Source organism: Citreicoccus inhibens (genome assembly GCF_019039035.1).
Classification (GTDB): Bacteria; Myxococcota; Myxococcia; order Myxococcales; family Myxococcaceae; genus Citreicoccus; species Citreicoccus inhibens.
The window spans coordinates 81,108-96,889 of record NZ_JAHNZT010000033.1; the positions used below are offsets into that span (position 1 = coordinate 81,108).

Annotated in this window: 10 protein-coding genes and 1 pseudogene; 8 read left to right on the forward strand and 3 right to left on the reverse strand. The window is 70.9% G+C overall.

Annotation, left to right across the window (positions count from 1 at the left end; genetic code table 11):
* Positions 1 to 150 precede the first annotated feature (150 nt).
* Positions 151 to 978 (reverse strand): hypothetical protein, encoded by an 828-nt coding sequence (locus KRR26_RS28920; RefSeq protein WP_217081376.1) that lies wholly within the window; start codon positions 976 to 978, stop codon positions 151 to 153.
* Complete coding sequence (locus tag KRR26_RS28925; RefSeq protein ID WP_217081377.1) at positions 975 to 3,566, reverse strand: exonuclease/endonuclease/phosphatase family protein; 2,592 nt, start codon at positions 3,564 to 3,566, stop codon at positions 975 to 977. The genes KRR26_RS28920 and KRR26_RS28925 overlap by 4 nt, the downstream gene beginning before the upstream one ends.
* Positions 3,567 to 3,882: 316 nt before the next feature.
* Between KRR26_RS28925 and KRR26_RS28930 the strand changes: the two genes are divergently transcribed.
* From KRR26_RS28930 to KRR26_RS28950, 5 genes are all read left to right on the forward strand, one after another.
* Entirely contained in the window at positions 3,883 to 4,230 is a 348-nt protein-coding gene (locus tag KRR26_RS28930; RefSeq protein ID WP_199723647.1) for a hypothetical protein, read from the forward strand.
* A 100-nt stretch (positions 4,231 to 4,330) separates the two neighbouring features.
* A complete protein-coding gene (locus KRR26_RS28935) occupies positions 4,331 to 4,873 on the forward strand; it encodes a hypothetical protein (RefSeq protein WP_120201886.1) in 543 nt (180 codons plus the stop codon).
* Positions 4,870 to 5,811 carry an HTTM domain-containing protein gene (locus tag KRR26_RS28940; RefSeq protein ID WP_120201884.1) on the forward strand — a complete coding sequence of 314 codons (942 nt, stop codon included), beginning with the start codon at positions 4,870 to 4,872 and terminating at the stop codon, positions 5,809 to 5,811. Before KRR26_RS28935 ends, KRR26_RS28940 begins: the two co-directional genes overlap by 4 nt.
* A 74-nt stretch (positions 5,812 to 5,885) precedes the next feature.
* Positions 5,886 to 6,977, forward strand: a complete 1,092-nt coding sequence (locus KRR26_RS28945; protein WP_217081378.1) for a bifunctional methionine sulfoxide reductase B/A protein — start codon at positions 5,886 to 5,888, stop codon at positions 6,975 to 6,977.
* Between the two features lie 86 nt (positions 6,978 to 7,063).
* Positions 7,064 to 7,825, forward strand: coding sequence for a hypothetical protein (locus KRR26_RS28950; protein WP_217081379.1), 762 nt, complete (start codon positions 7,064 to 7,066; stop codon positions 7,823 to 7,825).
* 60 nt (positions 7,826 to 7,885) lie between these two features.
* Here the strand turns inward: KRR26_RS28950 and sthA are convergent, their stop codons facing one another.
* Complete coding sequence (sthA, locus tag KRR26_RS28955) at positions 7,886 to 9,283, reverse strand: Si-specific NAD(P)(+) transhydrogenase (RefSeq protein ID WP_120202332.1); 1,398 nt, start codon at positions 9,281 to 9,283, stop codon at positions 7,886 to 7,888.
* 169 nt (positions 9,284 to 9,452) lie between these two features.
* On the opposite strand from sthA, the gene KRR26_RS28960 reads away from it, so the two are divergent.
* The 3 genes and pseudogenes from KRR26_RS28960 to KRR26_RS28970 all read left to right on the forward strand — a co-directional run.
* Entirely contained in the window at positions 9,453 to 14,486 is a 5,034-nt protein-coding gene (locus KRR26_RS28960) for a hypothetical protein (protein ID WP_328707231.1), read from the forward strand.
* Between the two features lie 204 nt (positions 14,487 to 14,690).
* A complete protein-coding gene (locus KRR26_RS28965; protein WP_217081381.1) occupies positions 14,691 to 15,518 on the forward strand; it encodes an SH3 domain-containing protein in 828 nt (275 codons plus the stop codon).
* A gap of 20 nt (positions 15,519 to 15,538) precedes the next feature.
* A pseudogene (locus KRR26_RS28970) lies at positions 15,539 to 15,782 on the forward strand (hypothetical protein); the annotation flags it as partial.

A 15,782-nucleotide genomic window follows, 5' to 3' on the forward strand; every position in this document is an offset into this window, starting at 1 on the left:
TGCCCGCTCACCCAGATGAATTACCGTGGGGTGGCGGCGACCCCTGTTCCGTCGCCCCACGTCAATGAATGACGCTCCGCTCCCTGGCATGGCTCCTGGGGCGTGGTGGCGCGGGGCCGCTTCGTGCGACCCCGCGGTCCTTGTCCTGACTCAGGGCGCGGCGGACTTGTTGACGAGCACGTCGTGGAAGTAGGCGTTCGCGTAGCCCAAGGGCGCGGGGTCGCTGGCGGGGCAGGTGGGCAGCTCGTGTGTCACCCGCAAACCCTTGCCTTGCTGGCTGGGCGTCTGGACGTCCGCGACGGCATAGGCGCCGTAGACCTCTGCCTGCTCGTCGCGCTGGAAGATGAAGCGATGATTCGCCGCATCCCACTGCATCCGCAGCCGCGTCTGTTCACCCTGGTGCACCATGCCCAGGTCCTGGGTGAAGAGCGCGCTCCGCGTGGCGCACGCCGCGTCCAGGCACTGGGCGACCGTCGCTTCCACCCGCAGCTCCTGGGAGCCTGGAATGTCCGTTGAGCGCGAGACGACGTGAATGGCGGCGGTGACGTCATCCTTCGCGCTGCCCGCGGTGACGGTGCCCGCGTTGAAGAAGGTGCCACTCAGCTCCGCCATGCTCGTCGCCGTGCCGGCCTGGGGGGCCAGGCATCCCAGGCTGCGGGCGTTGTTCAGACGCACCTTGGCCTCGATGGCCGTCACCCGAGCGGGATTCGTGAACGCCAACCCGTAGCGCCCCGCGCCCGCCGTGGCGCGGCTCTTCAAGTGCAGGCGGGTGAAGGCCAGCTCCCGGACCGACTCGACGCGCGTGCCCGTCTGCTCGTTGGCCCAGCGCGCGGGGTCGAGCCCGCGAATCTTCACGGTGCGCCCCGTGCTCGGACGCATGGGGTTGAAGTTGTCATACGGCACCATGGGTTCGAGTGCGTGGGCCGTGCCGCCCAGCGCGAGGGTGAGCAGTGCGTACCCCAGGTTCTTGGCTCTCATGGCGCTTCCAACTCCTTCACGTTGAAGTAGTGCCGCACGCGCGCGTTGTTCTCGGTGGCATGGTCCTGGCCTGCCGTTTCCAGAGTGACGCCGTGCTCGTATCCGCTCTGGAAGTTGGCCACCGTCTCGATGGGGGTGAGCCAGTCATTGGCTTGCGCCTCGCCCTTCACGCGCCGGAACAAGCCGCTGCTGGCGAAGAACGTGAAGTGCGCGTCCCGCTCGTCCACCGCCGTGCCCGCGCCGCCCTCGGGGATGGAGTCGTAGTGGTCCGAGGGGCCCACGTCCTCCTCCCAGATGGCGGAGGTCATGGACGCGGTGCCCAGGAACAGCGAGGGCAGGTCCGGGAACTGCGTGGGATTGTCTGGCCCGGTGTGCACGAACCAGTTGGGGTAGATGATCTGGTCCTCCATGATGTTCAGATAGGCATTCTCTCGCCAGAAGCCATTGGTTTGCATGCGCACCCGGGGCGTGTACCAGTCCGCGCAGCAGCCGCTCGCCGTCTCCAAGTCCGTGACCTGCTTCACCGCGTACTCGACGCGGTGGGGACGCGCGGGGTTGTATTTCAAGACATCACGCACGCGGGCCAGGGTGACATTCACATCCACCATGGCGTGGTCCGACAGGCATTGGGAGAAGGTCTGGCCGAGCTCCGGGAAGTAGAAGACGGAGTCCGGGTCGAAGTGTGGGTCCACGCTGGCCGTGGGCTCCTTGAGCAGCGCGAAGCTGGGGAACTCCGGCCCGTCCTCGGGCGGGAACACGAGGACATAGTCGATGCGGTCCCGGGTGCTCAGTTGGGTCGCCACGTCGGACGTGCACTGGCTGGACACCCAGGTGCCCGTGGCCATGGGGTCCGCGCCGGAGGCCGTGCGGGCCAGGTCCCGGGCCTTGGAGAAGGTGGAGTTGGCCTTCTCGAACTCCGTGCGAGCGGAGAGGTTGAGTTGGCCGGAGCCCATCATCCGCTGGTAGCCCGCGAAGCCGCTGTCAGCCTGGGTGGCCTTGGGGCCGACGGTGTTGAGGTCGCCCATGAGGAAGGCCGGACGGTCGAGCCCGCTCGGCCACGTCCCGGAGGGGAACACGTCGTTGTCCCCGAGCTGATAGGCGCCGCTGTTGGCCGTGAGCGGGCCACCCTGGCGGACCTGATGGACATACGCCGCCATGTCGGTGAATTGCTTCTCGCGCGCGTCGGTGTCGTTGCCTGGGGTGTTGTCGCCCGCGTTGACGTGGGTGCAGAAGACGTCGACGAACTCGCCGTAGTCCGTCCCCGAGGCGATGTGGGGCGCACCGGAGTCGTCATTGGCGAGCACGGGCGTGGTGGCCGCGGGGGTGGCGATGCGCGCCCAGAGCACCCCCTTGTCCTGGAGGCAGTCCATGCCGGTGCAGAAGTTCGACGGGAAGTGGTGCACGCCGCCTTCGAGAATCTGGCGCGAGGACAAGAGCACCAGGCCCGTGCTCTCGGTGGAGGGCCGGAGAAGCTCGTCGTTCTGCTCGGTGATGGCCTGCATGGGCGGCAGGAGTTCGGCGGCGCGCAGGGCGTTGACCTTCTCGAGGAGCTCGCCTCGCTCGTGGGACATCCAGATCTCCGAGACGCAGGCGACCTCCTTCTTGAAGAGCTGCTGCGCGACCGTGTCGATTTCTCCCGAGCCCCCATCCGGAACCCAGAACGTCACGTCGGGCATCTGCCCCACGTTCCACATGCTGAGGCTCAAGGGGATGGGCGTGGGCGCCTTGAACTCGAGAGTCTCCCAGGTGCCGGGCAGGTTGTCCGCGGGGAGCCGGTTCTTGTTGTTGTAGAAGATGCCGCCGCCCATCTTCTGGGTGGCGCCCGCGATGGCGAACGGCGAGCTCTGGATGGCGAGGCCCATCTTGCGCACGCTTGCGGTGAGCGGCTCGCTGACGAGCGTGAGCGACTTGGTGGGCCGCAGCTTCACGGACAGCTCGATGTGCACGAACCCCGGCTCCGCGGCGGGCAGCGTGACCGAGGCCGTGGTCGCCCAGGCCGCCCCGGACGTGCTGGCGACCCAGGCTCCCGTGCCATCTCCCTGGCTCTGCGTGACGCTGCTGATGCCCGAGGGGCCCGTGCTGTAGCGGAGCACGATGCGTCGGTCCTCGGCGCGAGGGAGGTCCGCGCCCGCCACGGCGTTGAGGGTGTCATCGCGGTTGGCGTCCAGCCAGACCGTGACGAGGCCCGAGGGATTCAGGAGATTGCCATTGGCGTCCTTGGGGCGCGGCAGGCGCAGGCCGATGAACAGGGTTTGGTTGACGCAAGGGTTGGCCACCGTCGCGGGGATGCCTGCCGCGCGCGCGGTGCCCGTGTTGCAGACGCTGGTGCCGTAGGAGGCGTCGTCGCTGACGAGCAGGTACAGCTCGCCGTTGGGGCCGCCGTTCACGTAGTCCTGCATGGGGAACTTCTTGCCGTCCGCGTACTCGAGCGGAGGCACCCAGCCATCCACCGTGGGCTGGGTGCACGGCGCGCGCGCGGTGCATTGGGTGGCGGCGTTCTGGGGTGTCAGTTGAGTCGTGTGAGGAGCCGCCCAGGCCTTCCAGGGCAGGAAGCCCGCGAGGGCCAGAAGAAGCGCACCACGTTGCATGAGACCTCCGAGTTCTTCCGAAGGAACGTCGCGCGCGGCGCATCTTCCCGAAGCCCGCGCGTGACGAGCCGCTCCACGCCGCCGCTGAAGGGCACCGCAGCGGCGGGCTGGGGCGCGCCGCGTTCCAGCGCTCCTGGATTCAGAGAGCGCGGCGTGTTGACCCGCGGGCGATACATTCGCGCTGTATCGCCCGCTTGCTGGCCTTGGCGACGCACTTCGCCCTCCGTCAGACACATGGCCGCGATTCGGGGGATGGTTGCTCTTTCATGTCACGAGCCGAGATTGGCCCAGCTGTACTGACAAAGGAGAGCGGCCAATGCGTGCAAACTGGAAGAAGCTTCATCTGATGGCGGGTCGGGCTGCGGTGCTGTGCGTCGTCGCGCTCGGGACCACGGCGGCCGTCGCCAAGGGCCCGGACTTCAAGGTCAACAACCCCCGCGAGGCCGTTCCGCTCCAAGAGGTCGTTCTCGTCTCCAAGGACTCGAACCCCGCCGCCGAGAAGGTGAACGCGCTCGGCAACGGCGACGGCAGCACCTGCGGCTGTGGCGGTCTGCTGGGCAGCCTGCTGGGGGGGGGCGGTCTGCTGGGCAACCTGCTCGGCACCGGCAACGGGGGCGCCCTGTTGGGCGGCATCCTCGGTGGCACCGGCGGTTGCGGCAACTGAGCCCTCGGCCCCGCCCCAATCCCCGGTGAGCGGGGCGCCGTCTCGATGGACCTGACCTTGCGCGCACCGGAGGTTTGCCTCCGGTGCTTCGAGGACCCCCATGCGCCTGCCCTTCACCACCTTGACGGCGCGCCACGCGCTTCTGATGTCGCTGGCGGCAGTCCATCTCTTGCTTGTGCTCTCCAGCGCGCTCGGCCTGCGGCCCCTCCAGGTCCTGGGGTCGTTGGGCTCGATAGGCCAGGTCTATGCCGCCTGGTCCGGAGCCAGCAGCCAGTTCAGCTTCTTCGCGCCGGGCGTGAGTCCGGCGGTGCGGGTGTCGTTCCGCGCGGAGCGGGAGTCAGGCGGAGAGATTCGCGATGACTTCCGCTTCGACAGCGCGGCGATGAACCTGCGCATCCACTCCATGCTGCTGCGCTTCGGCCTCAAGGACGTGCAGGACCCTCTCGCACGTTCTTGGGCCGCGGCGATGTTCGGCCGCCATCCGGACGCGCGCTCGGTGACGGTGCGGGTGGAGGCGCTCCGGCTCCCCTCCATGGAGGCGTACCGCGCGGGGGACCGGCCGGAGTGGATGGACGCCTACCGCGCCGTGTTTGAACACCGCGCTCCGGTCTCGGAGCCGCAGACAGGAGTGGGTGCCCCATGAGCACGCTCGCTTCGTCGAGGCCCGCCGCCGCCCCGCGCTGGGTGGCCTTCTTCTCCAGCCCCGGCTCCCCCGAGCCGCTCGCGGTCTTTCGCGTGGGCGTCGCGTTGCTCTTGCTCTTCCAGGTGGGGAGCCTGGCGGACACGTTGCCCGAGCTGCTCGGCAGCCGGGGATTGGTGCCCTGGAGTGTCTCCGAGGCCCTGGCCGCGCCGGGGATGCCTCGGCTGGACCGGGTGACTGCGTTCCTGGGCCAGTGGGGACTCTCACCCGATCAGGGGGTCCGCGCGGTGGTGTTCACCTATGCCCTGGCGCTGGTGGGGTTGCTGCTTGGATGGCGGACGCGGGTGTGCGCGCTCGTCGCGTGGCTGGCCCACTCGGTCCTGCTCAACAGCGGCAACTTCTTCGCCTACGGCGTGGAGACCTTCGCGCACATCAGCTTGTTCTATTGCGCGGTGATGCCGGTGGGTGAAGCGTTCTCGTGGGACCGCCGCGCGGGCCGGGCCTCGGGGGCGCCGTCGCCGGAGGCCACGCTGTCGCTGCGCGTATTGCAGTTGCATCTGTGTGTCATCTACTTCGCCACCGGGGCGGAGAAGCTCGTGGGGCCCACCTGGCGGGACGGGACGGCGCTCTGGGAGGTCTTGATGCAGCCGCAGTATGGGCAGTTCGACTTCGCCTGGCTGGCGCAGGTGCCCTGGCTGGTGAAGCTGGCGAGCTGGGGCACGCTGGTCATCGAGGTGGGCTATCCGGTGCTCATCTGGCCAGCGCGGACTCGGCCATCGTGGGTGCTGCTGACGCTGGGGATGCACCTGGGCATCGCCGTCCTCATGGGGCTGTGGTTGTTCAGCGGAATGATGGGCGTGCTGACCTTCTCCGCCTTCGGGTGGGAGTGGGTGCGGCGCTTCCTGCCCGCTCGTCGGGCGAGTGTCCTCGCGTTGGGCTGAAACCAGATATTGGCCTCGCGCGTATCCGGGAGAGAGGCCGTCCCCACGGGACGGCGTGCCCGGAGGCCGAGCCCATGTCGTCGGATGTCCTGGTTGTTCCCACCGCGCCTCGCCGTGAGCGGCGTGGGCCGTTGTTCCGCTGGAGCGCCGTGGGGCTGGTGGCCTTGGGGTGGGTCCTCGCCCTGGCGGCTTGCACCGAGGCCCGCGGCGCGGCGCCGGGGGCGCATCCCTCGGACGCGGAGCTGCGGCGAACGCTCTCCTCCGAGTCCTATGCGGTGACCCAGCAGGGCGCGACGGAGCCGCCCTTCCGCAACGCGTATTGGAACAACCACGAGGAGGGGCTCTACGTGGACGTGGTGAGCGGCGAGCCGCTCTTCTCCTCGCGCGACAAGTTCGACTCGGGGACGGGCTGGCCCAGCTTCACGCGCCCGGTGGAGGCGTCCCATGTCGTGGAGTCCCGGGACGAGAGCCTGGGGATGGCGCGGGTGGAGGTGCGCTCGAAGGAAGCGGGCTCGCACCTGGGCCACGTGTTCGAGGACGGGCCGAAGCCACTGGGCCTGCGCTACTGCATCAACTCGGCGGCCCTGCGCTTCGTGCCCGTGAGTGCGCTCGCGAAGGAAGGCTATGGCGCGCTGTTGCCGTTGTTCGGTCGCGCGGCGCCAGCGATGGCGGCGCGCGAGACTGCGCTGCTCGCGGGGGGCTGCTTCTGGGGGATGGAGGACCTCTTGCGCAAGGTGCCGGGCGTCATCTCCACGGAGGTGGGGTACACGGGCGGCGCACCCACGGGCGCGGCACCGACCTACGCGGACGTGAGCACGGGCCGCACCGGCCATGCGGAGTCGGTGCGCGTGGTGTTCGATCCACGGCTGCTCACCTACGAGGGGCTCCTGGAGAAGTGGTACTTCCGGATGCACGACCCCACCACGCTCAATCGTCAGGGCAATGACGTGGGCACGCAGTACCGCTCGGCCATCTTCACCTTGTCCGATGAGCAGCGGCGCGTGGCCGAGAAGGTTCGAGCGCGCGTGGAGGCCTCTGGCAAGTGGTCGCGGCCGGTCGTGACCCAGATTGCTCCCGCGGGCGAGTTCACGCCGGCCGAGGAGTACCACCAGGACTACCTGGTGAAACATCCAGGGGGCTACACCTGCCATTACTTGCGCGATTGAAGGCTCCGCCGCGCCCGCTCGAACGCTGTGGCTGTTGGGCGAAGTGGGTTGACGCGGTGTCCGCGGCACGCCTTCATGCCGGCCCGATGAGCACACCCCTCGACTATCGACCGGATTTCTCCGCCACGGAGTGGAGCGTGGCCTGGGCTCGGGTATTGGCCCGCCTCACCGAAGCGCAGCGCGAGGTGCTGGCCGCCACCTGGACCTTGCCGACGCCGGAGGAGTTCGCGGAGGTGTCACAGGAAGGGCCGGCGCAGTGGCTGAGCGAAGGTGGCAATCCCTCGCTTCAGGCCATGTGGTCGTTGGCGCTCCGCGAACTGCTGCCCGCGGAGTTGCCCACCGTCACGGTGGAGCAGCGCGAGTGGCGCGAGCCGCGGATTGTCGCCGCGAACGTCATCCTCACCCAGCCGACGCAGTGGATCGCTCCCGTCGTCTTCCTGGGCTCGGTGCGCGCCGCGCACCCGCTCTTGGACAGGGGCCCGGACTCCTGCGTCACGGTCGTGGGGGCCTTGTCCGCCCCGGGGCTCTTCACCTCGGGAGACATGCAGTTGCTCGGGGACGTGGACGTGCCGTTCATCGAGGGGAGCGGCAGCAACAACATGCTCCTGGTGCTGGGGGACGTGCGCTCGCAGGTCATCTTCGAGGAAGGCCATGCGAGCAGTTGGGCCGGGCAGGTCGAGGCGCGAGTCCATGCGACCTTCGCCGAGTTGCCCGCGACCCAGGAGCAGAAACTCGAGGAGGCGCTGCTCCCGGAGTTCCTGTCCGAGTCCAGGCCCTATCTCGGGCTCGCGACGCAGGCCGCCGCCGAGGGCCGCGTCGTCCTTCGAGCGCCACCCGAGGGGGAGTGATTCTCGCTCGGCGCGAGCGCGGCGAGGCGAGGCGATGGGGCGCCTCGCCGCGAGGGCTCATCAAAACAGACGGTTCACGCCATTGAGGGCGGCCACGCGATAGGCCTCGGCCATGGTGGGGTAGTTGAACGTCGTGTTGATGAAGTAGTCGATGCAGTTGCCCGGCCCCTCCTGCGACATGATGGCCTGGCCGATGTGGATGATCTCCGAGGCGTTGTCGCCGAAGCAGTGCAGGCCGAGGATCTCCCGCGTCTGACGGTGGAAGAGAATCTTCAACATGCCCACCGTGCGGCCGGTGATTTGCGCGCGCGCCAGGCTCTTGAAGAACGCGTGGCCCACTTCGTACGGCACGCCCGCTTGGGTCAGCTCGCGCTCGGTGCGGCCCAGGCTGCTGATCTCCGGGCTGGTGAAGATGCCCGTGGGGATGTCCTTGACGAGCTTGTGCTCCAGCCGGCCCTCGACGATGTGCGTGGCGGCGAAGCGGCCCTGGTCGTACGAGGCGCTCGCGAGCGACGGCGCGCCCACCACGTCACCCACCGCGTAGATGTGCGGCACGGCGGTCTGGTAGGCGTCGTTCACCTGGATGCACCCGCGCGAGTCGGTGGCGATGCCCAGCGACTCCAAGCCCAGGTCTCGGCTGTTGCCCGAGCGTCCGTTGGCCCACAGGAAGATGTCCGCGCGCAGGCGCTTGCCGCTCTTCAGGTGCAGCACCACGCCGTCATCGCGCGGCTCCACCTGGGCCATCTCCTCCTGGTGTCGGATGAGCACGCCCTGCTCACGCAGGTGGTACGAGAGCGCGTCCGAGATTTCGTCATCCAGGAACGACAGCAACCGGTCGCGCGTGTTCACCAGGTCCACCTTCACGCCGAGCATCCGGAACATGGAGGCGTATTCGCAGCCGATGACTCCCGCGCCGTAGATGATCATCGTCAGCGGCGCGTCGCGCAGCGCGAGGATGGTGTCCGAGTCGAAGACGCGCGGGTGATTGAAGTCCACGCCAGGGGGCCGGTAAGGCTGCGAGCCCGTGGCGATGACGAAGGACCTGGCGGCGAGCAGCTCGCTGGAGCCGCGCGGATCCGAGACCTCCACCGTGTGCGCGTCCTTGAAGCGGGCGCGGCCCACGACGAGGTCCACGCGGTTGCGCTCGTAGAAGGTGGTGCGCAGCTGCACCTGGCGAGACACCACGGACGTGGCCGCGCGCAGCAGGTCCTTGAACGGGGTGTGGCGCGCCAGCTCGGTGCGCAGGTGCGGATGGTCCTGCTGCACATCCATCAGGCGCTGGATGGCATGGCGCAGCGCCTTGGAGGGAATGGTCGCGGTGTGAGTGCAGGCCCCGCCCACCAGGGGGCGCTGCTCCACGGTGCAGACCTTGCGGCCCGACTTCACCGCCTTCATCGAGGCGCCTTCACCACCAGGGCCCGAGCCGAGGATGACCACGTCGAACTGCCGTACGCTCATGTCCCCGAGCATTTCTCCTCGCTGGCGACTTGGAAAGAAACATCCGGTGGGGGTGTCGTTTGGGTGAGCGGAGAGGCGGTATGCTCGCCGGGACATGATTTGCCTTGTTTGTGCGCGCGTTCGTGAGGAGGGGCCTGGGGGGGCCTGCCTCGAGTGTGGCGCTGTCCTCGTGCCCCTCTCCGAACCGCACCTCGACCACGTCGTGCAGGGGCGGCTCCTTCGCCACATTGGCCAGTGGCAGGCCGAGGGGTTGCTGTCTCCGGGCCTCGCGGACCGCCTGGAGACGGCGGTTCGCGCTCCCCATGTGCCGACTGTGTCGGTTGTTTCCGTGGAGGTCCCGCCCCCTCCTGAGCCGGATGCGGCCCAACAAGTGGAGGCCTGGGCGGAGGGCGTGGCGGCCTCGTTGAAGCGGTCGGAGGGCTGGGGGTTGGGGTGGGGCGCGGCGCTCGCCCGGACGCTGGAAGAGGCGGCGCGCGAGGAGCGGGAGCAGGCGGCGCGCAAGGCGGCGGCTCGGACCGCTGGCGAAGAAGAGGACGGGAGCGAGGGGGACCTGGGGCTGGCGCTGGGCGCGGGCTCGGCGCTCTACGCGAGCGGGGACTCGGGCGCGTTGGGGGGTGGGCTCGAAGCGGTGGTGGCGCTCGACGACTTGCCGGTGGGGCGAGGCGGGCGCGAAGAGGGTGCGCCTCGGCTTCACGAATACATCTGGTGGTTCCTGGGCGCGGTGCTGGTGCTGGGCGGTTCGCTCATGGGCGTGCGCGAGGCGTGGCGCGCGTTGGGCGGGGCTCCGCGCCAGCTCTTGGTGACGGGCGCGCTGCTCGGCTACCACGCGGCCTTCATCGGGTTGGGGCGGTTCCTGGGCCGGCGCTCGCTGTCCGCCGCGCGCATCCTCGCGGGCATTGGATTGGCGTTGTTGCCCGTCGTGTTCGTCGCGCTCGCGGCGCTGGTGGAGCTGTCTCCCGGGCTGGGGGTGGCCGTGGCGCTCGGGTGCGCGGGGTTGGCGCTCGTCCCGATGCGGACCGCGGGGCGCTTGCTGCACGGGGTGTCCACCGCGTCGTTGGCGATCGCGCTCGTGCCGTCGCTGCTCGCGGGGCTGCCGTTGATGCGCTGGGGTGAGGCGCCCGTGGCGCGAGCGCTCTGTGCGTGCGTGGGCGTGGGGGCGCTCGCCGTCACGGTGTGGCGGGAACGACGTCGAGGCCTCGAGCGGGCCTCGTGGGTCAGCGTGGGGGCCGCGCTCTATGGGGCGGTGTGTCTGGGCCTCTTCGTCGTGGCGAGCGCGCCCTCGGGCTTCCAGGCGCTGGCTCCAGGAGGGCTCCTGTTCGCGAACATGACGCTGTGGGCGATGCTGCTCGCCGCCGTCGTGGCCGTGGCCGCGAGCCTGGAGTCGGTGCGCGCCGCGCATCCTCGCGCCGGGCCGGTGTTCGAGACGCTGGCGCATGCGGGGCTGGCCAGTGGGGCGCTGGCGGGCGCACTGGGCGCGTTCTCGTGTGCGGCGGGCGCGGACCTGCGCGTGGATGTCGCCTCGGTGATGGCGCCGGCGCTGGCCGCGGCGGTGTACTTCCTGTGTGAGATTCGTCGCCGCGCGCTCATCCACGCGGGCGTGTTGGCCGTGCTGCTCACGGGGGGACTCGCGGCGCGGCTGGTGACGCCCTGGGCGGTGGATGGGTGGCTGGCGGGCGTGGGCGTGGCGGCGGCGGGGCTGATGCTCGTGGCCCGTGCCACGTCGGCGCAGGGCCCGCGCGTCCGGCTGTTGACGTGGAGCCTCGTCGTGTCGGTCGCGATGGTGCCCGCGTTCGCGGTGCTGGCCTCGGGCTGGGATGCCGTGTGGTTCGCGCCTCGGTGGGTGACGGGGCTGGCCATCGCCGGCGCCGCGCACGCCGCGGGGGGGTGGCGTTGGCGTGGGCTCCATGTCGTGGGCGCGGTGGCGTTGTGGCTGGGCGTGCTGGCCGCGCTGTCGGGGGAGGCCGCGGGGCCGGGCGTGCTGGTGCTGCTGGGCGCGGGGTATGGGCTCGTGGGGCTGGTGCAAGCCGCGTGGGCCCGCCGCGCCGTGGGGAGCGGGCATGCGCTGGTTCCGCTGGAGGATGTGTCGCTGGGCTTCACCCTCGCCGCGGTGGTGGGCGCGGTGTGGGGGCGCGGCTCGGGGCTCCCTGTCGTCGCCGCACATCTCCTGCCGTCCTGGGACGCGCTCGTCGCGTGCGCGGTCCCCGGCTTCGCGGCGCTCGTCCTCTTCCTCCGACTGCGCCGCGACGCGAGCCGACTGGTGTCCTTCGCCGCGGCCTCGGCGCTCGCGTTGGCGGTGTCGCGGGGCGCGGGCGCGGCGCTGGCCGCTTCACGTGGCGTGGGCGAAGGTCTGGCGGGGGACGATGGCGTCGTGGGCCCTGGCGCGCTGTCGGCGCTCATCGCCGCGGCGATGGCCCTGGCGTTCGCGCTCGTCGCGGCCGGGCGCGGTCGTGAGGCGCATGCGCCGGGGACCCCCGCGAGCAAGGGGCGTCAGGTGTTGGGCGCGCTGCCGCTGCCCTGGGGCGCCCGGGGACGGATGCTGCTCACGGATGGTTTCGCCGCCGCGGCGTTCATCCAAGCGGGGCTCGCCGCGCTGGCCCTGCTGCCGTGGCTGCTCGCGCCGGTCGCCGCCGAGCGTTCCACGTTCCTGCTGACGGGTGGCTTGCTCACGGTGGCCGCGCTCGTGGCGTTCGTGTCGCGAGGCTTCGTCTCGTATGCGATGCGCGGTTCGGTGGCGACGCTCGCGGTGGTCGCGGGCTTCATGGCGCTCACGGCGCTCGTGCTTCGTGCGGGACGGCCGTTGCCGCCGGATGTCGTCGCGTGGAGGCAGACCCTGGTGGGGCTGGGGCTGTGGGGCGTGGCGCTGGCGACGCGGCGATGGGGACCCGCGCTGGCGCGTCGACTGGAGAGCCCCACGCACGGTCCGCTGTATCACGGCGTACCCCATGCGGGCGTGGCGGTGCTGGCGCTCGTTCTGCTGCAGACGGCAGCGCGTCTGTCCTATCCGGAGCCAACGCGCGCGCTCGCGCTGGTGCCGCCGCTCCTGCTGCTGGGGCCGGCGGTGCTCGCGATGCTGCTCGCGGTGTCGTTCCGCGCGGCGGGGCTCGCGCGGGTCTCGCTGTGGCTGGGCCTGCCCGGTGCCGCGCTCTGGTGCGCGCAGGGGGGAGTGGGGGGCGTGCCTTTGATGGCGCTCGACCCTCCCGGGGGGCAGTGGGCCTCCGCGCTGGCGGTGGCCGCGTCGGATGGGGCGCTGGGCTGGCTCGAGCCGCGAGCGTGGCTGGCTCCGGGGGCTACGCCCGCGGGCCTGTGGTTGCGCGCGCTCCTCGGCGTGTCGCTCGCGGGGGGGGCCTACGCGGTCGCGGCGGTCGTCGTGGCGCACGTGAACTCCTGGCGCCACGCGCTCGCGCGTCTGCTGGCGCCCCGGATGGTGGTGCTACCCGGGCCCATCCTGGAGGTCCTGCGCGAGGCCTCGCTCCTCGCGGTGGTGCTCGTGGCCCTCGCGGCGTTCTTCCAGCCCGGCCTGGGCTCGGCCGGCGTGGTGTTCCTCACGGGCGCCATGCTCCTGTGGGGACAAGCGCCCCGGGCGGGCCGCACCGTGCTGGGCGTGGGCTTCATCCTGCTGGTGCACGCGCAGGCGCATCGCGCGGAGTTCTTCGCGTCCTGGCCGGGCCCGGTGCTCGTGCTGATGGCGCTCGCGGTGGTGGCGGGTGCGCCGTGGCGGGTGCGCCGGCGAGGACTGTCCGAGAGCGCGACGCGCGTGCGCATCCAGCTCTCCGTCCTCCCGTTCCTCGGCGTGGCCGGTGTCTACGCGCTGGCGGCGGGAGGCACGCCGTCGCCGACGTTCGCGGTGCCGCAGCTGTTGTGGGAGGCGGTGCTCAGCGTCCTGCTCGGGAGGTGGTTCCCTTTCATCGCGCTGCCTGCGTCCCTGGCGCTGCTCGCGGTGACGGTGTTCGTCGCGGCGCGGCCGTGGCGTGGGGCCTTCGCCACGGGGATGGCGGCGGTGGCGGCGATGGTGGCGGGGAGCGCCGGGGTCGCCGCGGTCACGACGTTCCTCACCGCGCGGCTCGCGGCGCTTGCGCCATCGAGCTACCTGGAGTGGGTGGCCCAGCGCGGCGCGGCGCTGTCGTTGGCGGCCACGGTGGGCGTCCTCGCGCTCCACGTCGCGCACCGGCTGCTGCGCACGCGGCGCGAGGACCTGTCGACGGGACTGGGCTGGGGCCGCGATGCGGGCCTCCTCCTCATGGGCTTCTTGCTGGCGGGCGGCGCGGCGAGCGGCAGGGCGTCGGTGGATTCGCTGCCGCTGTCCATGGGCGCCATCGGGCTCGCGGTGGGCGTGGCGCTGCACTGCGCGTGGCGTGAGCACACCGGACGCCATGTCTACTTCGTGCAGACCGCCGTGGTGGGCATCTACGCGCTCGTGCGCCACCTGTACGCGCCCGGACTGAGCCCGGAATCGGATGCGCTCTTCGCGCTCCTGCTCGGCTTCGTGCTGGTGGGCGTGACGGTGCTGGCGCGCCGCGCGGGCGTTCGGCCCGTGGCGGAGGCGACGCGGCGCTTCGCGGCGCTCCTCCCCGTGGGCATGGCGTGGGTGTTGCCGGGCGATGCGACGGCGCACGCGGCGCTGCTCGCGGCGGGCTCGGGCCTCTTGTACGCGGCGTTGGGCGCGCTGGAGCGCAGCCGTCTGTTCGGCGCGTTCGCGGCGGCGGCGACCAACCTGTCGCTGCTGGTGGGCGCGCTCGCGTTCGGACTGGAGGGCCTGGAAATCTACCTGGCGCCGCTCGGCCTGCTGCTCCTGATGTTGGGGCAGCTCTTCGCGTCCAGCTTGCCGCAGGCCGCGCGCAACGCGGTGCGAGTGCTCGGAGGGTTGCTGCTCTATGTCCCCGCCGCGGCGCGGCTGTCGCTCAGCGTGGGCGCCTCGCCGGATGGCACCGCCGCGCTCGTCTTCGGGGGCGTGTGTTTGCTGGGCGTGGTGGCGGGGATGGCCCTGCGGATCCGCGCCTATCTGGCGATGGGCACGCTCTTCCTCACGCTCGACGTGGCGGTGAACGTGCTGGACGCGGGCCTGAGAGACCACCGCGTGGGCTTCCTGGTGATGACGCTCGCGGGGCTCACCATCGTCGGTGGGCGCGTGCTGGCCACGGTGCGGCGCCAGGAGTGGGAGCGTTGGGTCCTGGGCATGCGCGCGCGGCTGAGTGGCTGGGATTGAGTACCGCGCCCGCCGGGGCGCGCGGGGCCTCCGGCGGGCGGCGTGGCGCGCCGGGCTACTCCGCGCATCGGGTTCGTGACGGGTTCTGCTACATCGGGCTCGGCGGTGTGAAACAGAAAAACATCGTCTACTTGTTTTGCGGGCTATGCGCTGTGTGTCAGGCGCCGTAGGCTGCTCGCCCCCCTGTCGCATGTGGAGGTCTCGATGAGCCGGTGGAACCAGAGTCGTCATGCATTGAAGTGGATGGCCGTGGTGGCGTGGATGGCGGGCTGTGGTGGTGCGTCGTCGTCCGTGGACAGCGTGGAGCTGCAGGGCGCGGACGAGAGCGTGGGCACGACCCAGAGCGCGCTCACGGTGTGCGTCACGCCGGGCTCGAATCTCCAGACGACGACGGGCCTGAACCTGCGCAGCGGCCCCGCGACGACCTACGGCATCCTGCTGACCATGCCGGACGCGGCCATCGCGACCGAGGCGGGTGACGGCTGTCCCTCCAGCGGTTGGTACAAGGTGACCTACAGCGGCGTGACGGGCTGGGCCTCGGGCACGTACCTCAACCAGGTGTCCGGGTCCTCCACCGTGCGCGACGCGGCGGTGGCGCGCGCGACGGGCGCGATGGGCTTCTCGTATTGGTGGGGCCACGGCGCGTGGAAGCCGGGGCAGGCGGCGGGCTCGTGCGCGGGTGATTGCCCCAGCTGTACGCACACCGGCTCGTATGGCGCGGACTGCTCGGGCTTCCTCGCCAAGGTCTGGGTGGTGCCCAGCACGAACTCCACCATGTCGACGGACTCGCACCCCTACAGCACGGTGAGCTTCAACTCGGACACCACGCAGTGGAGCACCATCGCGCGGGAGAGCCTGCTGACGGCGGACGCGCTCGTCTACAACATCGACGGCGCGGGCCACATCTTCCTCTACGAGTCGGGAGATGGCTGGGGCAACATGTGGGCCTACGAGTGCAAGGGCTGCGCGTACGGCTGCGTGCACAACCTGCGCACCGCCAACACCACGTATCACGCCATCCGCCACTACTGAGCCTCGGCGGAAACGGAGGAATGCCGGTGCGACAGCGCGGGGTCATCATCCTGGGAGTCATCATTCTCGTGTGCGCCGTGGCGGCGTGGCGGTGGCGCGCGGGAGATGGACACGCCCAGAAGGACGCCTCGTCGGCGGTCGCGCCGGACGCTCCCGGTGCAGCGCGCGCCCCGAGCGCCTCGCCGGGGGGACGCGGCGCGGGTGGCGCGGTCGCGGTCCCCGGCGCGGGTGCGGCGCAGGCTCCCGCGCCTGCCGCCGCGCGCC